The organism is Rhodococcus sp. B10 (assembly GCF_011770055.1).
GTDB lineage: Bacteria > Actinomycetota > Actinomycetes > Mycobacteriales > Mycobacteriaceae > Rhodococcoides > Rhodococcoides kyotonensis_B.
On sequence record NZ_JAAFYV010000004.1, the window covers coordinates 61862 to 83517 of the forward strand.

14 protein-coding genes are annotated in these 21656 nt (G+C 66.7%); 7 read left to right on the forward strand and 7 right to left on the reverse strand.

The features are described 5' to 3' along the window. Positions 1 to 26 precede the first annotated feature (26 nt). The 3 genes from grpE to RhoFasB10_RS03910 form a co-directional block, all read right to left on the reverse strand. Positions 27 to 662 carry a nucleotide exchange factor GrpE gene (grpE, locus tag RhoFasB10_RS03900; protein WP_068425412.1) on the reverse strand — a complete coding sequence of 212 codons (636 nt, stop codon included), beginning with the start codon at positions 660 to 662 and terminating at the stop codon, positions 27 to 29. After that, the gene (gene dnaK, locus RhoFasB10_RS03905; protein WP_068425414.1) at positions 659 to 2503 is read right to left on the reverse strand and encodes a molecular chaperone DnaK; all 1845 of its coding nucleotides are present in this window, start codon (positions 2501 to 2503) and stop codon (positions 659 to 661) included. The genes grpE and dnaK overlap by 4 nt, the downstream gene beginning before the upstream one ends. Positions 2504 to 2751: 248 nt before the next feature. Further along, positions 2752 to 3249, reverse strand: a complete 498-nt coding sequence (locus tag RhoFasB10_RS03910) for a hypothetical protein (protein WP_068425416.1) — start codon at positions 3247 to 3249, stop codon at positions 2752 to 2754. Between the two features lie 253 nt (positions 3250 to 3502). Between RhoFasB10_RS03910 and treS the strand changes: the two genes are divergently transcribed. From treS to RhoFasB10_RS03925, 3 genes are read left to right on the forward strand one after another with little or no spacing between them, the layout of a single operon-like run. Beyond that, entirely contained in the window at positions 3503 to 5683 is a 2181-nt protein-coding gene (gene treS / locus RhoFasB10_RS03915; protein ID WP_068425418.1) for a maltose alpha-D-glucosyltransferase, read from the forward strand. Positions 5684 to 5700: 17 nt separating this feature from the next. Beyond that, positions 5701 to 6237 (forward strand): hypothetical protein, encoded by a 537-nt coding sequence (locus RhoFasB10_RS03920; RefSeq protein ID WP_240930865.1) that lies wholly within the window; start codon positions 5701 to 5703, stop codon positions 6235 to 6237. A gap of 51 nt (positions 6238 to 6288) precedes the next feature. Next, positions 6289 to 7251, forward strand: coding sequence for an ABC transporter substrate-binding protein (locus RhoFasB10_RS03925; RefSeq protein WP_068425420.1), 963 nt, complete (start codon positions 6289 to 6291; stop codon positions 7249 to 7251). Between the two features lie 14 nt (positions 7252 to 7265). Here RhoFasB10_RS03925 and RhoFasB10_RS03930 read toward each other — a convergent pair whose 3' ends face one another. The 3 genes from RhoFasB10_RS03930 to RhoFasB10_RS03940 form a co-directional block, all read right to left on the reverse strand. Continuing rightward, complete coding sequence (locus RhoFasB10_RS03930) at positions 7266 to 8714, reverse strand: dynamin family protein (protein WP_167675141.1); 1449 nt, start codon at positions 8712 to 8714, stop codon at positions 7266 to 7268. Beyond that, on the reverse strand, positions 8711 to 10525 hold the full coding sequence (locus RhoFasB10_RS03935; RefSeq protein ID WP_167675143.1) for a dynamin family protein: 1815 nt from the start codon (positions 10523 to 10525) through the stop codon (positions 8711 to 8713). The genes RhoFasB10_RS03930 and RhoFasB10_RS03935 overlap by 4 nt, the downstream gene beginning before the upstream one ends. Positions 10526 to 10624: 99 nt before the next feature. Next, positions 10625 to 13543, reverse strand: a complete 2919-nt coding sequence (locus tag RhoFasB10_RS03940) for an IniB N-terminal domain-containing protein (RefSeq protein WP_167675145.1) — start codon at positions 13541 to 13543, stop codon at positions 10625 to 10627. 257 nt (positions 13544 to 13800) lie between these two features. Here RhoFasB10_RS03940 and RhoFasB10_RS03945 point away from each other — a divergent pair, with 257 nt between their 5' ends. The 4 genes from RhoFasB10_RS03945 (at position 13801) to RhoFasB10_RS03960 (ending at position 20242) form a co-directional block, all read left to right on the forward strand. Further along, positions 13801 to 15564 carry an Hsp70 family protein gene (locus RhoFasB10_RS03945; protein ID WP_167675147.1) on the forward strand — a complete coding sequence of 588 codons (1764 nt, stop codon included), beginning with the start codon at positions 13801 to 13803 and terminating at the stop codon, positions 15562 to 15564. Then, positions 15564 to 17651: a LuxR C-terminal-related transcriptional regulator gene (locus RhoFasB10_RS03950; RefSeq protein WP_167675149.1), complete on the forward strand. Its 2088-nt coding sequence runs from the start codon at positions 15564 to 15566 to the stop codon at positions 17649 to 17651. The genes RhoFasB10_RS03945 and RhoFasB10_RS03950 overlap by 1 nt, the downstream gene beginning before the upstream one ends. Before the next feature lie 56 nt (positions 17652 to 17707). After that, the gene (locus RhoFasB10_RS03955; RefSeq protein WP_167675151.1) at positions 17708 to 18835 is read left to right on the forward strand and encodes a hypothetical protein; all 1128 of its coding nucleotides are present in this window, start codon (positions 17708 to 17710) and stop codon (positions 18833 to 18835) included. Positions 18836 to 18925: 90 nt separating this feature from the next. Then, on the forward strand, positions 18926 to 20242 hold the full coding sequence (locus tag RhoFasB10_RS03960) for a S1 family peptidase (protein WP_206030503.1): 1317 nt from the start codon (positions 18926 to 18928) through the stop codon (positions 20240 to 20242). Positions 20243 to 20717: 475 nt separating this feature from the next. On the opposite strand, the gene RhoFasB10_RS03965 is transcribed toward RhoFasB10_RS03960, so the two are convergent. Then, a complete protein-coding gene (locus RhoFasB10_RS03965; RefSeq protein WP_167675153.1) occupies positions 20718 to 21380 on the reverse strand; it encodes an ammonium transporter in 663 nt (220 codons plus the stop codon). Positions 21381 to 21656 lie beyond the last annotated feature (276 nt).

Genomic DNA, 21656 nt, shown 5'->3' on the forward strand with positions numbered 1-21656 from the left:
GTTTCCTCCTCTCGCTCTATTTCTTTTTACTTCTCCTCGGATGCATCGGCATCCGATTCCGCAGCTGTTGCCGGGACTTCGTCGACCACGCCCACCATCGCGGTACGCAGGACCTTGTCGCCGAGCTTGTAGCCCGGACGCATCAACGTCCCGATGACCGGATTGCTGCCGTCGCCCTCGTGGGAGACGGCCTCGTGGATCGCCGGGTCGAACGTGTCGCCGACGACACCGAACGTCGCGAGACCGATGTTGGTGAAGACACCGGCCAGCTTGTCGGCCACCGACTTCAGCGGACCCGTCTCCAGGTCGCCGTGCTGACGCGCGCGCTCGAGGTCGTCGAGAACGGGAAGCAGCTGCGATACGACGGACGCCTTGGCGTTGTCGATCACCGACTGCTTGTCCCGATCCGTACGACGGCGGTAGTTGGTGTACTCCGCCTGCAGACGCTGCAGATCCGCGGTGAGCTCTTCGACCTGCGTGTCACGCGGGTCCTGCTCGTCCTCCGCGATCGCTTCTTCCACCGAGCCGGGCTGCGGCGCAGCCGCGGTACCCGCCAAGGGTTCCGCTACTGCGTCGCCGTCCCGTGCTTCACCGGTCTCGCGATCCACCTTGCGCTTGTCGACATAGGTGACCGGTTCCTGCTCGGTGTTCTCCGAGCTCACTTCTTCTCCGAATCGTCGGCAGGCTCGTCCACGACCTCGGCGTCGACGACGCCGTCGTCGGCTGCCTGAGCGCCACCGTCGGCGCCGCCCTGCTCCTTGGCCTGAGCCTCGTAGATAGCGGTTCCGAGTGCCTGCGACTCGGTCGACAGCTTCTCGACGGCCGTCTTCACAGCCGCGATGTCACTACCGGCGAGAGCCGACTTGGCCTCTTCGATGGCCGTCTCGACGCGTCCCTTGAGCTCTGCGTCGACCTTGTCCTCGTTGTCCTTGACGAACTTCTCCGTCTGGTGGACGAGGGACTCGGCCTGGTTGCGGACCTCGGCCTCTTCGCGACGCGCCTTGTCCTCTTCTGCGTGCGCCTCGGCGTCCTTGACCATCCGGTCGATCTCTTCCTTGGACAAGCCGGAGCCGTCCTGGATCTTGATCGTGTTCTCCTTGCCGGTGCCCTTGTCCTTGGCCGTGACGTGCACGATGCCGTTGGCGTCGATGTCGAAGGTGACCTCGATCTGCGGCACCCCGCGCGGAGCCGGCGGCAGCTCGGTCAGCTCGAAGGAGCCGAGGAGCTTGTTGTGCGCGGCGATCTCACGCTCACCCTGGAAGACCTGGATCTGCACCGACGGCTGGTTGTCGTCAGCGGTGGTGAAGGTCTCGGATCGCTTCGTCGGGATGGTGGTGTTGCGCTCGATGAGCTTGGTCATCACGCCACCCTTGGTCTCGATGCCGAGGGACAGCGGCGTGACGTCGAGGAGCAGAACGTCCTTGACCTCACCCTTGAGTACGCCGGCCTGCAGAGCAGCTCCGACAGCCACGACCTCGTCCGGGTTGACGCCCTTGTTGGGCTCGCGTCCGCCGGAGAGTTCCTTGACGAGCTCGGAGACGGCGGGCATACGCGTCGAACCACCGACGAGCACGACGTGGTCGATGTCCTTGACGGCGATGCCGGAGTCCTTGACCACTGCCTGGAACGGCGCACGAGTGCGGTCGAGCAGGTCGGAGGTGATCTTCTGGAACTCGGAACGGCTGAGCTGCTCGTCGAGGAACAACGGGTTCTTGTCCGCGTCGACCGTGATGTACGGCAGGTTGATCGAGGTGCTCTGGCTGGAGGACAGTTCGATCTTGGCCTTCTCGGCAGCCTCACGCAGACGCTGCAGCGCCATCTTGTCCTTGGTCAGATCGATGCCGTTCTGAGCCTTGAACTTGTCGACGAGCCAGGTCACGATGCGCTCGTCCCAGTCGTCGCCACCGAGGTGGTTGTCGCCGGACGTCGCACGGACCTCGACGACACCGTCGCCGATTTCGAGCAGCGAGACGTCGAACGTGCCGCCACCGAGGTCGAAGACCAGAATGGTCTGCTCGCTGTCGCCCTTGTCCAGGCCGTATGCGAGAGCAGCCGCGGTGGGCTCGTTGACGATGCGCAGGACGTTGAGACCGGCGATCTGGCCGGCTTCCTTGGTTGCCTGACGCTGCGCGTCCTCGAAGTAGGCGGGCACGGTGATGACCGCGTCGGTGATCTCTTCGCCCAGGTAGGCCTCGGCGTCGCGCTTCAGCTTCTGCAGCGTGCGCGCGGAGATCTCCTGCGAGGTGTACTTCTTGTCGTCGATCGACGTCGTCCAGTCGGTGCCGATGTGGCGCTTGACGGAGCGAATCGTGCGGTCGACGTTGGTAACCGCCTGGTTCTTCGCGGGCTGGCCGACCAGCACTTCACCGTTCTTGGCGAAAGCGACGATCGACGGAGTGGTGCGTGACCCCTCGGAGTTGGCGACCACAACCGGCTCGCCGCCCTCGAGGACGGACACGACCGAGTTGGTGGTCCCGAGGTCGATACCGACCGCACGAGCCATAGTGTTTCCTCCTGTTTGTAGCTTGGTCTGATTCCTAGCTGAGCGAACCGCACTCAAGTCTGCCCCGACGGATTCGGATCCGTCAACTCGGACTTGAGCCTGGTCCACTCAAGGCTGTCGAAAGGCTCAACGGAGGGGTCGGCGCGTTTGTTCCCGCGGCTCACGAAAATTGTTCGACATGGCCCGACACAGCACTGCGCCGCGACGGGCATACCCGTCGCGGCGCAGATTCGGTGAAAGCTCGTAATCTAGGCGTCGGCCTCGTCGTCGACCTCGGGCGCGCAGTTGATGCTCAGCAGGCCGACGGCGATGTTGTTCGGGTACGCGGCGTCGAGCTGCGGGCTGAACGCTGCCGCACCGCCGGGACGCGAGACCCACTCGGTCAGCTCGCTCGGGACCGTGTAGGTCACCTTCTCGCCGGCCTCGATGACCTCCTCGTTGAAGACACCGGGCGCATCGGGGAACACGGCGAAGTTGGTGGCGACGTTCGCCGCGTCACCCTTGCCCACGTTCTCGACGTCGATCGTCAGAGCGGCGAACAGCCCCTCCTTGCCCTCGACAGGCACGCACTTGGTTCCGATGGCCACCGCGAGGTCGGGCGACTCCGGCATCGACGATCCGAACGGCGCGGGTGCGGGCGCCTCTTCTTCCTGAGCCGACGCAACGGGTGCCAGCGCGACCGCACCGACGGCGGCGGCGAAGACGGCCGTCGAGGCCATGACTGTGGTGCGGGCAAAGCGACGCATATGTGACTCCTGTGACTGAAGTGAAGGTTGTTGCGACTAACTATTACCTACATCAATCAGACATTCCACACCGAACGGTCTCGATTGGGTGACGCTTCAAGCACCGAACGTCACGGCTTACAACGATGTAATTCACCGCCGCAGAGCCTGTCTCGCAGTCAGGTTTCGCGGAATATCGGCGGGGGGATACGGAACACTGCGGCGCAGCCCGCGCGTACGTAGGGTCTAGAACAAAGCGAGGCTACGGAGGCACATGGATCCCGAAGTGCAGCACGAACCGAGCGAGATCACGTACGACGAGAAGTTCTATCCGGCACGACCCCGTCCGCTGCGCCCTTCCGTTCGCCGTGCCGACCGCAACGGCGCGCGGTCCCAGGACGGCGACCCGTCGGCGGACAATCCGCAGTACGTCGAATGGCTCACCGAGCAGTCGATGCTGCGCGACGCCACGCTGATCGCCGAGCAGCTGTCCGGCAAGGGCAGCATGTGGCAGAACCCGTACGCCGATCCGAACCCGCGCGGTGCCGTCGAACGTGCGCCCGTCTGGTTCACGGCCTACCCGATCTCGGTCATCAACGCCCCACGCACGAGCTTCCTCAGCACCCTCGGCGACGAGGCGCTGTGGCAGGCGTTCTCCGAAATCGGTATCACCGCAGTCCATACCGGGCCGGTGAAGGTCGCGGGCGGCATCCACGGCTGGCGTCCGACACCGTCCGTCGACGGTCACTTCGACCGCATCGGCATGCAGATCGACCCGGCCTTCGGCACCGAGGAAGAGTTCCGACGCCTGTGCGTCGTCGCAGCCGCGTACGACGGCATCGTCATCGACGACATCGTCCCCGGCCACACCGGTAAGGGTGCCGACTTCCGGCTCGCGGAGATGGCCGTCGCCGATTACCCGGGCATCTACCACATGGTGGAGATCGAACCGCAGGACTGGCATCTGCTCCCCCGCGTCCGCGCGGGCGCCGATTCACAGAACATCGACGCCGAAGCCGAGGCCAATCTCGCCCGCGCCGGCTACATCATCGGCCAGCTGCAGCGCGTCATCTTCTACGAGCTCGGCGTCAAGGAAACCAACTGGAGCGCAACAGCTCCCGTCGTCGGTGTCGATGGCGTCGAACGACGCTGGGTGTATCTGCACTACTTCAAGGCGGGGCAGCCGTCGATCAACTGGCTGGACCCGTCGTTCGCCGGAATGCGTCTGGTGATCGGCGACGCGTGCCACTCCATCGCCGATCTCGGAGCGGGCGCCCTGCGTCTCGACGCGAACGGGTTCCTGGGCGTCGAGCGTCGCGCCGAAGGACCGGGGTGGTCCGAGGGACATCCGTTGTCCGAGGCCGCGAATCATCTGATCGCGAGTGTCGTACGCAAGATGGGCGGGTTCACGTTCCAGGAGTTGAACCTGACGATCGACGACATCAAGGCGATGGGCGCCAACGGCGCCGACCTGTCGTACGACTTCATCAACCGGCCCGCGTACCACCACGCACTCGTCATGGGAAACACCGAATTCCTGCGGCTGACAATGTCGTTGGCCCGCGACCACGGCGTCGACCCGGCATCTCTGGTGCACGCGCTGCAGAACCACGACGAGCTCACCTTCGAGCTGATTCACTTCGCGACGCTGCATGCCGAGGACGAGTTCCACTATTGCGGCGAGGTCGTCAAGGGTTCCGACCTGGGCGACCAGATCCGCGCGGAGCTCACCGACCGTCTGACCGGCCGATGGGCGCCGTACAACCGAACGTTCACGACCAACGGAATCGCTTGCACCACAGCTAGTGTCATCACGGCGTCGCTCGGGATCAGAGACCTCGACCGGATGGACGAATCCGACATCGAGACCGTCAAGACGGCACATCTGATGCTCGCGATGTACAACGCGCTGCAGCCCGGCGTGTTCGCACTGTCCGGTTGGGACCTGCTCGGAATTCTGCCGGTCGACGCGGACGACGTGGCCGAGCTCATCCGTGAGGGCGACACCCGCTGGCTGAACCGCGGGGCGCACGACCTGATGGGCAGCTATCCCGAAGCCGAACGATCGGAATCCGGAATGCCGCGCGGCAGAAGCCTGTACGGCACGCTTCCCGAGCAGTTGAAGGACCACAACTCGTTCGCCCGTCGTCTGGCCCGAATCATCGAGCTACGCAACAGGTACGGCATCGCCACTGCGCAACAGCTCGACGTGCCGACGGTGTCTCACAAGGGCCTGCTCGTGCTGGTCCACTGCCTGAATCAAGGCGTCATCCAGGCGACCGTCATCAACTTCTCGTCGGACGAGGTCGTCGCCACCATTCAGTCCAAACATCTGACGGCAGGTGCGACGGTCTACGACATGTTCGACGACTCCGAAGTCGCTGTGGTCGACGAGCTGAACAGTTTCCCGATGACGCTCGCGCCGTACCAGGGGGTGCCGGTCATCCTGCGGTGACCCTAGGATTGGTCAGCGTGAACGAAGAGCGAGAATCCGAGTTTCGTCGACCGCCGGCACGCCCGGAATTCTCCGTCGCTCCGTTGCGTCCACACACCGAACCGACCGGGCCGACGCCCGCGCTGCGAATCGCACTGTGGGCGTGGGCTGCGGTGGCCGTCGTGTTGGTCGGGATCGCAGCCGTCGTCGCCCTCGAGTACGACGACGTGCGCGCCGCTCTTGCGGTCTCGGTGCAGGACGCCGGGGCCGGCGCCACGTCGCCCGAGGTCGCGGACACGGTGACGGCAACCCTGCTCGGCAGCGGCGCCGTAGCGCTGGTACTGCTTCTGCTCGCGGCGCTCGGTCTGTCGATGGCCGCCGCCAAGCGGGTCGCGTCGGGAATTCTTCTCCTCGTCGTCGGACTCACTACGGTCGGTGCGTGCGTCCTGTTCTGGTCGTTCATGTCCGACGCGGGGTCCATCGCATCGGGCGTGCTGCAGTGGGGTCCGTTGGTGGGTGCGGGCTTCGCCGCAATCGCGTCGGTCGCCGCGGCTATCGGTATGGCCCGGAAGTGATCTTCGCCGCCCGGGATGCGTTCAACAGCTAAGGGTTGCTTTACTTAAGTCATGAATTCGATCCCGACTCGACGTCTCATGGCTCTGACCAGCACGGCGTCGGTTCTCTTACTTGTCACTGCCTGTAGTTCCTCGGAAGCGTCCGAGGAACAGGCGACACCGGGTACGCATTCGGTCTCGACGCAGTTCGGCACGATCGACGTTCCCGACGAGATCGAATCCGTCGTCGTCATCGACGGGCGCCGCGACCTCGACATCGCACTCGCGTTCGATCTTCCGATCGTCGGCATGCCGGTCGAAACCGAAGCTCCGCCGGAGATTCCGGGCGCCCTCACCGCACCCACCGAAGCGCTTCTCGCCGACGGGGTTCCGGAGCTGTATCCGCGGAATGTCGTCGACGTCGAGTCCATCGCACGCGTCGCCCCCGACCTGATCATCGGTCGTGACGAGGTCGTCGAGGAGATCTACGACCAGCTGAGCACCGTCGCACCGGTTCTGCCCGTCGGTTCCACCGGTTCCGGTGTCACGTGGCAGCAGGACGTCCAGGCCGTCGGCGACGCGTTGAACCTGCAGGACGACGCGCAGAAGATCATCGCCGAGTACGACGCACGGGTCGGCGAGATCAAGGCCACCCACGCCGACGCCATCGCGAACACCGTCGTGTTGCCCGTCAGCACATCCGACGAAGGGGGCATCTCCGTCGGACGCGAGCGTGTTCCGTCCATCGCACTCGTGGACATCGGTGCGCGCTTCGGAAGTGCATGGGATGCAGCGACTCCCGAGGTGGAGTACGGGCCCGAGAACATCACGGCGGCCGGCGACGCCGACGCGATCATCGCCGCCATCACCACGGACGAGGACCTGCGCGCGATGAACGCCAACGCACTCTGGACGTCCCTGCCCGCGGTAGCGAACGGCCGCATCGTCCGTACCGACAAGTTCACCAACGACGGCGGACCGTTGACCGCATTGTGGACGCTCGACCTGGTCGAGCAGTTGTACGCACCCGAGTAGGAGCTACGTCCGGATCAGCGCGTGCCTGCGACGATGCCCTCCGCGCTGCGCGCGGCCACGGCGCAGGCACGCGCAGTGAAGGGATCGAGCAGCGGATGCTCGGACATCCTGCGCCACTTCTGCACTGCGGTGAGCGCAGCGTCGCGTATCCCGCTGTCCGCGTCCATACCCAACCGCGCCGCGGGACTTATCCCGTAGCCGCCGATGAGGCGTTGCAACTCGGCGAGGTCGCCTTCCGGAAGCTTCGGCGCCTGCGAGCGCATCCTGCCGAGCAGGCGCAACTCCTGAAAACCGTGCACGTCGGCCAACATCCGGCCTGCTTCGGCACGGAAAACCCCGGACTGCGGGATCGGCCGCGCTTCCAGGATGCGTTGCAGCGCAACGAGAGCCGAGTGAAGCTTCAGCTGGTCGGCACGCTGGCCGAACTGGACGTCGATGACCGAACGCAGTTCGTTCAACCCACTACGCTCGACGAGTTCCGCTGCGAGCGTCGGTGAATCGTGCACACCGAGCTTGATCAGCGTGATCGCCATGCGAATTCCGAACAACCCGAAGCGGTCGACGATGGACGCACGCAGATCCGCGTCCACCGGCAGCAATCCCGGACGGGAGAACCGGTCGGCGGACAGCATGGCGAGCTGCAGGTCGGCGTCGGGCACCTGGGCAAGCGTCTCGAAGGCGGCGAACTCGTTCTGCCGCAACGTCTCTGCCGCCAACGCGAGCAGGCCTGCCACCGGAACGACAGCCTGGCACAGCCCGGTCGCCTCCAACTCGGCGGCGAAGCGCGACGCCACCTCTTTGGCGGACATCATCGCGTCCATGCGGCCCGCGCCTACCTCGTCGGCACGGGACACGACGCCCACGACACCGAGCGGGCCGGACTCGCCGCCGACGTGTGCGCCGATCTGGCCAAGGAACGACACGTCCGTCGCATTCAGCGTCCGTAGCAGATACACCACCGCGTCCGCGCCCGACGACGCGTTCTCCGGTGTCAGCATCGACAGCGTCCTCGCCGACACGTCGCGGGACAGCGACGACGTCCCCGGGGTGTCGATGATGGTGGTGTGGTGCAACGTTCGCGCCGGCCATTCGACGTCGAGGCGATCCACCTGCGACGCCGTCAGGGAACCGAGGTCGAACGTCAGCCTTCCGTCGCGACGCTGCACCGGCACGTGTGCGGAGCGGTCACCGTCGTACCAGGCCGTCACGGTCGGCGACGGGCCGCTGCGGTACCACGTCACGACCTTGGTGCATTCGGTCGCGTCGGTCGGCGCTATGTCCTGTCCGACAAGCGAATTGAGCAGAGTCGACTTGCCCGCCTTCAACGACCCCGCCAGCGCGACGCGTAACGGCTGGTCCAGCCGGTCGAGACATTCCGTCAGTGCTGCGGCCGCATAGGTGTCGATGGAGTAGGCGCTGCGTGCCGCGGCGATGAGGGTGCGAGCGTCGGCGAGAGCGGTCACCGGACGGAATCACCTGCCGGTACGAGAGCCGACGCGCGTTCGTTCAGTTCTGCGACGACCTTCATGTCCCGATCCAATTGCGCGATGCGCGTCGTCCGTTCGGTGGTTTCGACGTTCGCGGCCTCCTGGGCGGCCTTCAGCGAATCGTTGAGCGATCGAAGAGTCTGCTCGGCGATCGACGTGAAGTGGTCGCGCAGGACGCGCTGGATCTGCCGCAGTCGGTCCTTGGACTCCTTGCCGACCTGGAAGCTGACGTCGTCGGTGAATCGGCGGATCGCCATCTTGGCCTCGGCACGCCTGCTCTTGATCCGATTTTCCTTGTCCTCCTTGTACGCCTTCGTGCCCAGCAGCACTCCGGCGCCGATGGAGATCGGGTTGAGCAGGCTGAGCCCGACGAACGTCGTGATGAGACCGAACATCAGGATGCCGCCGTACGACCCGCGCATACCGACGAGCACCTTCTGCGTGATACCGGTCTTGCCGGTCTCCAGATCCGCAAGCGACGCAACGGGATCGAGCACGTTCTCGAGGTCGCCGAGGTCCAGATCGGGTAGCGCGACGGCTCCCGCTGCCGCGAAGTGTTCCGCGACGAGCTCGGACAACCACAGTGCACGCTCGTGCGCCCACACGAAGTTGTCGCCGACGGATGCGGCGATCTGCTCCTCGAGCCATTCCCCCAGCTCGACCCAATCGGATCCGGGATCGCCTTCGTCGACGGTCTCCTCTGCTTCGCGCGTCACCCGGCGCAGGCGGTCGCGCAGGTCGTGGTCGATGTCCGACGCGAGGTCGGCGATACCGTCGCTCAGCGTCTGTTGCCACTGCGACGTCTTCTTGTGCAGTTCCTCGGCGGCGGCCTTGGCCCGCTGCAGTCCGGCGACGGCTGCCGCGGCGCGCTCCGGATCTCGCAGTGCCGCAAGCTCACTGCCCATGGCGAGCGTGAGATGTTCGGTGACGGAACGGACGTCGAGCGACACAGCGGAACGCGTCGTGGCATCGGCCGTCGACACGACCTGGTCGCGCAAGAACGCGTAGAGATCTGGGAAGCCCGATTCGGCGCCCAGCTCCTCGTCGTTCAACCGCAGTGCATGTGAACGCAGCAGCGACGACAGCGGGATCATGGGAACGTCGAGCCCCTCACGCTGCAGATGCCCGCGATTGGCCTCGACGATCTGACGCCAGTGCGGATACAGGTCGGTCTTGGTGATCAACACGGCGACGGACGGGCACAGGCCGAGAACCTGTCGGAGGAAGGCGGTTTCGGGTTCGGTGAACTCACGACTTGCATCCGACACGACCAGTACCGCGTCGGCCGACGGGATCAGGCCGAGAGTTGCTGCGGCATGTGGATTTCCGTGACCTCCGACGCCGGGCGTATCGACGAGAACGAGGCCGTCCGCGAGAAGCGGACTCGGAACGTTCACCTCGAGACGCAGCACCTCACGCCCCTCGGCACGTGGACTCGCGGGCGTGACGGTCTGCAGTTCCTCGAGAGGGAGGTCGACGCGTATCGGGTCGTTACCCGGGTCGGCCAGAACCAGTTGCGCGCTGGGCTGTTCCGCGTTCTGCACGATCGTCGGGATCGCCGTCGTCTCGTCGTCGCCGACCGAGCAGACCTCCAGATTCAGCAGCGAGTTCACGAACTGGCTTTTTCCCTGTTTCAGGGGTCCTACGACGACTATTCGTCTTCTGGGGTCGAGCACTCGATCGCGTGCGAGTTCCATACGCGAGACGAGATCGGACCGTCCGACCGTCTGCGCCACTGCCGCAGTGCGATCGAGCAGATCGGCCAGCTGCTTCGCTTGCCCGTCCATAGCCTTCTTTCGGATACACGTGTGTTTGAACGAGACTCTAACGACGAAGAGGCCCCGCGCGCACTATGCGGGGCCTCTTCGTCGTTACATGTCAGGGTGTCACGGGTTCAGCAGGTCCGTGTTGTGGTCGACCGCGACGTCGGTGACGGACGCGGCAGTGCTGTCGATGTCGCCGTGCAGGCTGCTGTCACCCGACAATGCCGAGCTTGCGCTGCCGAAGACATCGGAGTCGACCGACGACCAGGCGCTGCTCGACGCGGCCCCGTCGAACGAGCCCGACAGCGAACCGGACGTGCTCGCGGCGCCGTCGGCGAATCCGCCGATGCCGGAGGAGATTCCACCTGCGAGTCCGCCGACTGCGTCGGCACCGCCGCCGATTCCGCCCGCGATTTGACCTGCCACGTCGGATCCGGCGTCGACGCCACCGGCCAGTCCGCCTGCGACGTCGCCCGCCACGTTTCCGGCGGCAGAGCCTGCGGCTTCTGCACCGCCGGTGACTGCGCCGGCGACGCCTGCGCCTGCTGTCGCACCTGCGTCGACTCCGGCACCGAGTCCGGTGGTCAGGCCGCCGCCGAGGTCACCGGCGACCGAGCCACCGAGGTCGGCAGCGCCGTCGACCGCACCAGCCAAGCCACCGCCAAGACCAGCAGCCGCATCGACACCCGCACCGACAGTTCCATCCACCGCACCAGCCAGACCACCGCCAAGACCAGCAGCCGCATCGACACCCGCACCGACAGTTCCATCCACCGCACCAGCCAGGCCACCGCCCAGACCGGCAGCCGCGTCCACACCCGCACCGACAGTTCCATCCACCGCACCAGCCAGGCCACCGCCCAGACCAGCAGCCGCGTCCACACCCGCACCGACAGTTCCATCCACCGCACCAGCCAAGCCACCGCCAAGACCAGCAGCCGCGTCCACACCCGCACCGACGGTTCCGCCGAGAGCGCCACCGAGGCCGGTGGTGAGTCCGCCGCCCAGTCCGGCGAGTCCGCCGCCGAGACCTGCGAGTCCGCCGGTCAGGCCTGCACCTGCGTTGCCGACGGCGGCGAGGCCACCGTCCAGTCCGCCTGCGAGGCCACCTGCGACGCCGCCGACGGTTCCGAGTCCCAGATCACCGGAACCCGTGAGGTCGCCGGCCGCACCGAGGGCCGCGTCGAGAGCTCCGGTGAGCGCGCCGCCGAGCTCTGCGCCGCCACCGAGGGCCGTACCGAGGTCGAGCGACGTACCGAGATCGAGTGCACCGCTGGTGTCCAGGACGGTGTCCAGGGCTGCGCCGAGGCCTGCGCCCGCTTCGCCGCCCACACCGAATGCTGCGCCGAGCACGCCTTCGAGGTCGGTGGCTGCACCGACGTCGACGCCTGCAGTCGCGTCGAGTGCGGAGCCGAGAGCCGCGGTCAGGCTGCCGATCGCGCTGGTGTCCAGGTCGAGTGCGGTGCCGAGTGCACCGGAGACGATGCCGCCGAGGTCGGCGCCGGTCACTCCGGTGAGGTCCAGGTCGGCGAGGGCACCCGCGTCGAGCACTGCGCCGAGCGAGGACCCGATCGTCGACGCGAGGCCACCTTCGGTCGCGAAGACGCTCTCGAGTGCGCCGCCGAGGCCCGAGGCCACGTCGAGGTCGACGCCACCCGCCAGGTCGCCTGCTGCACCGAGGGCTGCGTCGAGTGCACCTGTCAGTGCGCCACCGAGCGCTCCGCCTGCACCGAGAGCCGTACCGAGGTCGAGTGCACCGGTCGTGTCGAGCACGGCGTCGAGAGCTGCGCCGAGGCCTGCTCCCGCTTCGCCGCCCAGTCCGAACGCGCCGCCGAGGATGCTTTCGAGATTGCCACCGAGACCTGCGCCCAATGCGCCGTCGATCGCCGTGCCGAGCGAACCGGTCAGGTCACCGATGACACCTGCGTCGAGATCCAGCGCGGTTCCGAGCGTGCCTGCGACGATGGCACCGAGGTCGGCGCCGACGAGGCCACCGAGGTCCAGATCGGCCAGGACGCCTGCGTCGAGGACGGCACCGAGGGCGCCGCCGAGGGCAGTTCCGAGGCCACCCTGCAGAGCCAGAACGCTTTCGAGACCACCCGCAAGACCGCCGGCCAGGCCTCCCGCGAGACCGCCGCCTGCGCTGATCGCGGCGTCGAGGGCCGAGCCGAGTCCTGCTGCGACACCGCCGCCGAGGCCGAGGCCCGCGGTCAGTGCGGTTCCGAGGTCACCGGCGAGATCGATTCCGCCGAGGCCGATCACGGCACCGAAGGCGTCGCCGAGTGCTGCGCCGAGGTCGGCACCGATGGTTCCGCCGACACCGAAGACCGATTCGAGGGCGCCGCTCAGTGCACCGTCGACGCCGGCGAGAGCGCCGAGGTCGATGCCGCCCACAGCTCCGAGGGCCGCGTCGAGAGCGCCGTTCAGTCCTGCCGTCACGTCGGCACCGAGGTCGAGTCCGCCGCCGATGAGGCCGGTCAGTGCGCCGCCGAGATCCGCTGCGCCACCGAGATCCGCTGCGCCACCGAGGTCGATCGATCCGCCCGCGCCGATGATCGCCTCGAGTGCGGCGCCGAATGCTGCGCCGAGCTCGGCACCGATCTGGCCACCGACGGCCAGTGCCGCGCTGAGAGCTGCACCGATGGACGCTGCGATGTCGCCCGCGAGGTCGATGTCACCGCCGAGTCCGCCTCCGATTCCACCGCCGATGATTCCGCCGCCTGCAAGGCCACCGCCGACGACGGCTCCTGCGGTCAGGCCGAGGCCGGTCGACAGTCCGCCGCCGATCGCGGCACCGCCGGCGAGACCGCCCTCGATGCCACCCGACGCGCCTGCGCCGACGATCGCGGCCAACTGCGATCCGGCGCCGGCGAAGAGGCCGGACTCGGCGACCATCGGTGCGACCGCGACGATGTCCGCGTGGCAGACGTCGCCGAGCCCGGCCGCGGCGAGAGCAGCCTCGGGGTTGGCGCAGTACGCGGCAGCTGCCTCGTCGTCGCGCAGCAGGCTGAGGATGAAGTCGAGTACTGCGTTGGTGGCCATGTCCTGGCTCCTTCTGGAATCGGTGATTCGTGGTTGATCACAAAGCTATGGACCCCAGCGGGTTCGGCCAACGGGCCCCAGCCCCCTATTCACGAAGCTTCTCCCAGGGGTGTCGCATTAGGGGATCTCGGAGCTATAGGGGATTTCCCCGCCAACCATCCGTGAGCAGCTGTGAAGCGTAACGAAAGATGCCATGCTTTCGACATCAACGACAGCGCCGCTCGGCGCTGGCACCTCGAGAAGTCGGAGACGCAGAAATGAGCGCAGGGCTCGGCATAAGGATCGGAACGATCACCTCGGTGGCCGTCCGCAGCGATTCCCACGACCCGCACGCGCCCCGCGACTACGCGACCGACGAGGCCATGCCCACCGTCACCAAGAAGTCCGCGCTCGATCTGCGCCCCGGTGCCGCACCCAGCCTCGCGAACACAGGGGAGCGTAGCCCGCGGCACCTGCTGAGCGGCTTCGCAGATCGCGTCGGCGACCCTGTTCCGCTCATCGACGACGACGGCCGTTCGCACCAGGCCGAGGATCTGTTCGCCACGGCCGCGCGTGTTCTCGTCGCCGAGGTGAGCGCGGGGGCGGAATCCGACGCGGCCGTCGTTCTCACCCATCCCGATCGTTGGTCCGGCTACACCGTCGACACCCTGCGCGACGCGCTGGGACGTGCGGGCGTTCCCGACGCGACCCTCGTCACCGACTCGGTCTCCTCGATGCGGTGGCTCGAGAGCATGCGCGGCGCGTCGGGCGACGGACTCGTCGTCGTCTACGACCTCGGCGCGTCGTCGCTCGACGTGACGTTGATGCGAACCGGCGTCGAACAGGGCGCCCTCGGCCCCGGCGTGCACTCCACCGACTTCGGCGGCGCGCAGTTCGACCACCTGATCACGCAGTACGTGCTCGAAACCGTCTCGAGCAGCCATTCTTTCGATTTCGATCCGTTCGATCCCGATACCGTCGGTGCTCTCGTCGAACTGCGCGCCCGCTGCGGCGAGGCCAAGGAGCAGCTGTCCTACGAGACCGCGACGACGCTGTCGGTCGACCTGCCCGGATTCAGCGCCGAGACGCGTCTGGTTCGCGACGAGGTCGAAGACCTGCTGCGCCGGCCGATTCTCGACTCGATCGAACTGGTCCGGGAAACGTTGCACACGACGGGTCTCGACATCTCCGACGTGACGCAGGTTCTCCTGATCGGTGGCAGCTCGAGCATTCCACTCGTCGCCGAACTGATCTCCTCGGAGCTGCGAGTACCGGTCGTCACCGGTCCTCATCCTGACCGCATCCCGGCCATCGGAGCCGCACTGTTCGGCGCCGAGATCGCCGCCGCAAGCGTCGCGGAGGCACCCACGGCGGCAGCAGTCGCAGTCACCCGCCCCGCGCCTCGACCCGCACCGGTGATGTCGACGGCAGCTGCCGACGAGGGCCGCATGTCGGGCCGCAAGCGCGCGGGCATCGTCGTCGCTTCGGTTGCGGCACTTGCCGTTCTGGCCGGCGGCGGACTGTCCCTCGGTACCGCACTCACCTCGAACGACGCGCCTGCCGATGCAGCGGTCGTCAGCACCACGACCCCCTCGGAGACGACCGCGCCAGGAACCACCGCAGCGACCGTCGCCGACTCGAACGGGACGGCCACGACGTCGAACGGCCTGCCCGCACCGACCGTCGCAGCCGATGGAACGCTCATCCCGGCGCCGGGCACCGTGATCGCGCCCGACGGCACCGTCGTCGCCGATCCGGCAGCTCCCGCGGCGACCGGAACACCGGGTGCGCCCGCGCCGAACGTCACCGTTCCCGACGTCTCCGTCCCGAGCGTGTCCGTTCCGAGCCCGCAGGCACCGACGTACACAGCACCCACCTACACCCCGCCGACCTACAACGGTCCGACGCTCGGTGACGTGGGTACCGGTGTCGGCGGAGCCGTCAGCGATCTCGGCACCGGTGTCGGAGGCCTGACCGGTGGCGTCGTCGACGGTCTCGGCAACGTCGTCGGCGGAGTTACCGGACCTCTGCTCGGCAACTGATGTCCCTGACGAAGCCGGCGATCGCCGCACGGGCAGCGGAACGAGGCCGCCCCATCTCGGGCGCACTGGCCAGTGCCGTCCTGACGGTGACCGGCGGGTGCCCGATGACGGTGGACATCGCGATCGATGCTGCGCGACAAGCTGATTCGGACGAGTCCGTCACCCGAGTCGTCGCGGACGCCGTGTACGAGCATCAGGTTCGACGGCTTCGTGACCTCGGCAGCTCCGAGCAGGACGTCGTCGCCCTTGCGCACTTCGGCATCGGTCACGACGTCGAGGTGTTGACCGAACTGTCCGACGGCTCCGACGCCGCGTCCGTTCTCGAGCAGGCGCTCGCGTCGGGCGCGCTGGCCGCAGCTCCACTGCCGGGTGTCGACCGGGCGTTGCGTGAAGTCCTCGGAGCTCGACGACTCTCGGCCGTGCTCACGACCCTGCTCGAGTTCCGACTGAAGACCGAGACTCTCGACGCTTCCACCGCACTGACGTTGTCGCGCAACGGGATACAGCACCCCTCATTGGCCCGCTTTCTGTGCGCTGCCGCGGACGTCGCCGAGCCGGACGACGCCACGCTCCTCTATGCGGGCGCCGTCGACGCCGGGGCTGATCCGCTGCCGGTGGCCGCGCGCCGAGCCGAGGCGTCGGCTGCGCTCGGCGACTTCGATGCGGCCGAGCAGCTGTGCGACACCGTGCTCGAGAACAGCACGTCGGTCGATGTCGACGACCTACGCAGAGCGGTCAGGGTGTCCGCCACCGTCGCCGCCGAGCGCGGGATGACAGCACGAAGCGTTCAGCTGTTCGAGTGGCTCGGACCCGAACGACTCGGCGCCGACGCCGATCTCGCGCGGACGGTGTCGCTCGTCGGCGGCGTTCCCCCCGCCTCGGACGCAGACAAGCCGTCCACGCCACCGACGTCGGCGACCGCCGCCGTGGCCCTGTTGGCGACGGGCCTCGAGCAGAGCGTCGCAGCCCGGTCGACCGCCGACGTCGTCGCCGCGACGAACACGTTGATGCGATCGGTGTCGTTGTCCGGAACCAGCACTCGCCGCGTCGCGCCCGAGAACGCCGCGTCGACGTCGGTACTGTTCGCACTGCATTCGGGTGACCTGGCGAGGGCGGAGTCGATCGCCGCGCGCGCCGCGGACCAGCTGCCCCCTCGCCACCCCGCTGCCACCCGAGTTACGTTGCTGCGCATCTGGACTGCGATGCTCGCCGGGGACACCCAGTCGGCGACCGCCGGGCTCGACGCACTAAGGATCCCCGCGTCGCACACGCGCAGTCTGTTCTTCGCGCACGCACTCCGCGTCGGCCTCGCGCGACGCTCGGGCGACGCGGGTGCGCTCCTGCGGGCGTGGGACGACGCGCAAGACGTCGTCGTCGCCTACTCGGCGGATCTGCTGTCACTACTCCCGGTCGGCGAATTGTGGCTTGCGGCAGTACGACTGGGCAAGCCGGAGGCAGTGTCGCATCTCGTCGCGCAGGCGCAGCTCATCGTCGAGATGCTGGACGAGCCGCCCGCATGGTCGTCGGCGCTGCATTGGTACGGCGTTCAGGCGGCGATCCTTGCGGAGAATCCACCCGAGCTCATCCCGCACGCCAAAGCACTTGCGGCTGCAGCCGACTCGAACCGCTACAGCGCGGCGCTCGCAGGTGCTGGCCGTGCGTGGCTTGCCGTACTTCAGGGGCACCCCGACGTCGCGGACGTCGAATCCTCGGCGCGCTCGTTGGCGGGCGTCGGATTGTCATGGGACGGGGCGCGTCTCGCCAGCGAAGCTGCACTGCGCGTCGAGGACACGCGGGTCGCGACGGCACTCCTGCAGATCGCCCGATCGCTACGCCAACCCGTCGCGGCGCCCACCGCAACGACGGTGGAACCCAAGGGGTCTCTCAGCGCACGCGAGGCGGAGGTCGCCGAACTCCTCGTCCTCGGTGTCACCTACCGCGAGGCCGGTAGCAGGCTTTATATTTCCGCGAAGACCGTCGAACATCACGTTGCACGCATTCGCCGACGGCTCGGCGCGGGCTCGCGCTCGGAACTGTTGTCGATGCTGCGTGCCATGGGATACGGGTCGAGCGGCGCCGAGGTGTAACTCCCGGGCCCCCGAATACGACATCCCGGGCAGTGAGGTGCGCCGTACGGTTCGCCATGGTCCGACCCGAGGTCAAAGCTGAGATGTACAACCGGCACGCGCAGCCCGCGCACAGTTCGTCCACCGGCGAAGCACTTCCCGACGTCGGCTTGTTCATCGACGACGACCGAGCCATCGCCGCGGTGTCGCACCCGCTGCGTTCCAACCCGTCGCTGCACGTTGCGTCACTGCATCCGACTGTGCTGTTCGTGCATGCTGACGGCTCTGCCTCTCTCGGCGGCACCGACGACGCCGACGCCACGGAATTCACCGGTTTCATCTCCGACACCGACGACCGCGGCGGATTCAGCGCCTCGGACCTCACTGCGATGACGATGTTGTGTCTGTTGAGCGACGTTTCGGGCCCGACGACCAACGGAGTCGACGCCCTCGCCGCTGCGGCGACCTACCCTGCCACGTGGACTGCCGAGCACGTCGGATCCGTGCGGGAATCCATGAACCGTCACGGCCTCGGGCACGTCGCGCTCGTGTCGGAAGCCGAAGCACTGCGAGCGTGGTCGGAAAGTACCTTGTCGACGTGGGCCGGATCGGATTCCGGTATCGCCGCCGCGCGCGGTGCCGCAGCGATGGCAAGTGCGTATCCGGTCGACGCGGTGACCGAGAGAATTCCGGTGGCCGGAGAGCGTCGGACGTCGACGCGCACTCCTATCCTTCTTGCAGCCGGCTTCGCTGCCGTGCTCACGCTCGCGGCCGGGGTCACGGCGTTGGCCTTGCGCGGCTCGGATGCGACGGTCGTTCCGACGATCGACAGCGCCGACGTCGCCGCACCCACGACAACCGTCTCCTCGCCTGCCCCGCAGATCCCGTTCCCGACGGTTGTTCCCATCGTCGAGCCCGAAGCGCCGGCGATGCCGGTCCCGACGGTCGAGGTCACCACACCTCCCGAAACGACGCCTCCGGTCGTCGAAGAGCCAGTCGCGACGCGGCCAGCGGCTGACGCAACGACAACCATTCCCGACGTCACCACTCCGGATCGTCCCGAAGAAGAGTCGTCGACGCCTGAGGTGCCGGAGGACAGCGAACCCGACGAAGAACCGGGGCCGGGCGACGTCGACGAGCCTTCGGACCCTGCAGAGCCGGAGTCCGAATCGCGTCAAGCAACCGAGACCACGCCGTCCAGCTAGTTTCCCTGCGCGCTGACCTGCGTCGGTGCCGGCTGCACACACGCATGCCCTAAGGTGGGGCGCTGACACCAGACCCGATGAAGGGATTTCATGCGTAACACGGGGGCACTGCGCGCCGCAGTGATCGGTTCATCGGCGTTGTTGTTCTTCGCTGCTTTCTCCACTCCTGCCTCGGCTGCCCCCGAGGGAACCGTCGTGCAGGGTTCCGCGGATCAGCTTCCGCAGGAACTCGCCGACGCGGTGATCCGCGATCTGAAGATCTCGCCGCAGGAGTACTTGGACCGCGCTGCACGCGCGCAGGAATTGTCGACGTACGCCTCCGATTTCCGCGCCTCGCGTCCCGGTGACTTCGCGGGCGCCTGGATCGGAGAAGACGGACAGGCCGTCGTCGCCGTGACGTCGCAGGACGCTGCGCGTGCCGTCGCGAAAGACGGATTCGGCACCGAGCAGCGTCCCGTGTCGGCGGACGGTCTCGAACAGTCGCTGGGCGAACTGAACAAGTGGGTGGCGTCGCTGCCTCGTGAGGTCTCGAGTCAGATCAACGGAACCTCGATCGACTTCCTGGACAACCGAGTCGTCATCGACATCGCGAACAGCGACATCGGACGCGCGCTGAACCTCCCGACTCTGCTGGCCAACCTGAAGGTAAACCTGTCTCCCGGCGGACAGCAGCCGACCGACCCGTCGCCGATGGGCGGAGACACCTACATCACGACGCCTGCCCCCATCGCAGAGGTGCCGACCACCGACATCAGCATCTGCTCGTTCGGGTTCAATGCCGTCGACGGTTCCGGCAATCCGGTCAATCTGAGTGCGGGACATTGCAATCCGAATGCGGAGACGGGTGCAGGCGGCGCTCCGGTGTACTTGCCGAATCCTGCTGACGTACACGACAGCACGCAGATCGGCTCGTTCCAGCGTTCGAGCCTCGGCACGGGCAATGCGCTCGATTGGTCGGTCATCTCATTGAACGACAAGGCAGTTCAGTCCGGACTCGACCGCCCGACCGTGCGCGGCGCCAACGGCAGCACGGTGACCATCACGGGCACTGCCGATCCCGTTGTGGGAGCACCGGTGTGCAAGTCCGGTCAGTCGTCGTCGTTCACGTGCGGCGTCATCGCGGCCGACCGCGTCGAGACACAGCTGTTCATGGACGACGGCACCAGCCGCACCGTCCGCGGATTCGCCAGTACCGCATGCACCCTGTCCGGTGACAGTGGTGGCGCGATCGTGACGGGCACGCTCGCTCTCGGCGTCACCAGTGGCTCGAACAGCGGTGGTGCGCCGAACTGCACCGAAGCCAACATCACGCTCGCCCACTTCGGTGGCACTGCGAGCCTGGGCATTCCGGTCAACGCCATCGCAGCGGAAACCGGTACGACGGTGCGGACCGCTCCGGTCGACTAGTCCACTTCGCTCGGCTAGTCCAATTCGCTCGACGATGGGCCATCGCAGCACGTGCTGCGGTGGCCCATTTTTCTGTCTGCGTGCGGTTGTTCGTGGCAGACGCTCACCTTTTCGTCAGACGCACGCCTGTTCGCTGACCATTCACCGTGCGGCTGGCGAATCGGTGAGCGTCTACGGCTGGATTGTCGACACCGCCTGCAGAAACCGGCAATTCGGTTCGTGCGCCATATAATTCGTTTCGCACACTACGAGCTCGACCCCCTCGAATATCCCCGACGAACTCGTCGCCGAACAGATACGGAATCACATGCTTGGACTGCTTGGAGTTGCGTTCGACCTCATCGGCTACGCCGTGACCATCATCGCCGAAGGAATCAAACTCTCCTCCCCCGGCACGTTCAACTGAACTGCCCCGCACACAACTCAGGCCCGTCACCACGGAGGTGACGGGCCTGAGATTGTGTGTACTGGTCGATCAGTTCGCGAACTTCGTGGTTCCCGGAGGAGCGTTCAGCGTGTTGATGAGGTCGATTCCAGCGACGATCAGAGTCGGTCCGCCGGCGACGATGGTGCCGACGATGCCGCCGATCGCAGCGAAGGTCGGGATCGTTGCGAGCGCGACCGGGCCACCGAGGAATCCGATTGCGCCAATACCGAAACCGATGGCCGTACCGGTGAAGCCACCGATTGCGGTTGCGAGGCCCAGCTGCGACGCGAAGGTCTGCTGTGCCTTCAGGTTCTCGTCGGGCGAAGCGACCGGGGTTGCACCGATGGACTTCGAGTTAGCCGACGCCTTGGTCAGGTCGAGCTGCGGGACCAGGCGGAGCGTCTTGCCGTCGTTGTCGACGTTCTGCTCGTACGGGAAGTTGAGGCCGCCCAGGTTGAAGGACAACGGCAGGGTCACGAGGACCTTGTCGGCCTGGTCGAGAACGTCGACCGTCTTGCCGTCGTCGGCGACCTTGAAGACACCGGCGTCGATCGTCGTGACGATCGTGCGGTCCTCGAGGTGCGACTCGTAGTTGACGTCACCCGACTGAGCGGGAGCGTCGGTGGCCGGGTCTGCATAGGCAGTTCCGCTGGCGAGTCCCATCGCGGAGGCAACGAATGCCGCCGTAACGACCAGTTTGCTGAGTTTCATGTCGAGATTGTTCCGTTTCTATGCAGGAGCCTGGCTGTACTGATCTTGAGGGGGGCCCGTCGACGCAGAAACACCCTGACTTGAATCCGCGAATATGTCGGTGCTGCAGCAGCATAACGTACAAGTCGGACCGCACGTTATCGTCTCGCCACCTTCCCGAGTCCGTTTCTTTGCAAAGGCCCTGCAAAGCACAGGAAAACGCCAGCACACAGTTTCGGTGCCCCCAATTTCAGGGGCAAACGTGACCCGTTCGAGACCGAGTGGTGAACGCAATGA

Excerpts from the sequence above, each read along its gene's own strand:
- RhoFasB10_RS03910 (WP_068425416.1), bottom strand. The coding sequence starts at position 3,249 with ATGCGTCGCTTTGCCCGCACCACAGTCATGGCCTCGACGGCCGTCTTC.
- RhoFasB10_RS03925 (WP_068425420.1), top strand. The coding sequence starts at position 6,289 with ATGAATTCGATCCCGACTCGACGTCTCATGGCTCTGACCAGCACGGCG.
- RhoFasB10_RS03945 (WP_167675147.1), top strand. The coding sequence starts at position 13,801 with ATGAGCGCAGGGCTCGGCATAAGGATCGGAACGATCACCTCGGTGGCC.
- RhoFasB10_RS03950 (WP_167675149.1), top strand. The coding sequence starts at position 15,564 with ATGTCCCTGACGAAGCCGGCGATCGCCGCACGGGCAGCGGAACGAGGC.
- RhoFasB10_RS03935 (WP_167675143.1), bottom strand. The coding sequence starts at position 10,525 with ATGGACGGGCAAGCGAAGCAGCTGGCCGATCTGCTCGATCGCACTGCG.
- treS (WP_068425418.1), top strand. The coding sequence starts at position 3,503 with ATGGATCCCGAAGTGCAGCACGAACCGAGCGAGATCACGTACGACGAG.
- RhoFasB10_RS03955 (WP_167675151.1), top strand. The coding sequence starts at position 17,708 with ATGGTCCGACCCGAGGTCAAAGCTGAGATGTACAACCGGCACGCGCAG.
- RhoFasB10_RS03965 (WP_167675153.1), bottom strand. The coding sequence starts at position 21,380 with ATGAAACTCAGCAAACTGGTCGTTACGGCGGCATTCGTTGCCTCCGCG.
- RhoFasB10_RS03940 (WP_167675145.1), bottom strand. The coding sequence starts at position 13,543 with ATGGCCACCAACGCAGTACTCGACTTCATCCTCAGCCTGCTGCGCGAC.
- dnaK (WP_068425414.1), bottom strand. The coding sequence starts at position 2,503 with ATGGCTCGTGCGGTCGGTATCGACCTCGGGACCACCAACTCGGTCGTG.
- RhoFasB10_RS03960 (WP_206030503.1), top strand. The coding sequence starts at position 18,926 with ATGCGTAACACGGGGGCACTGCGCGCCGCAGTGATCGGTTCATCGGCG.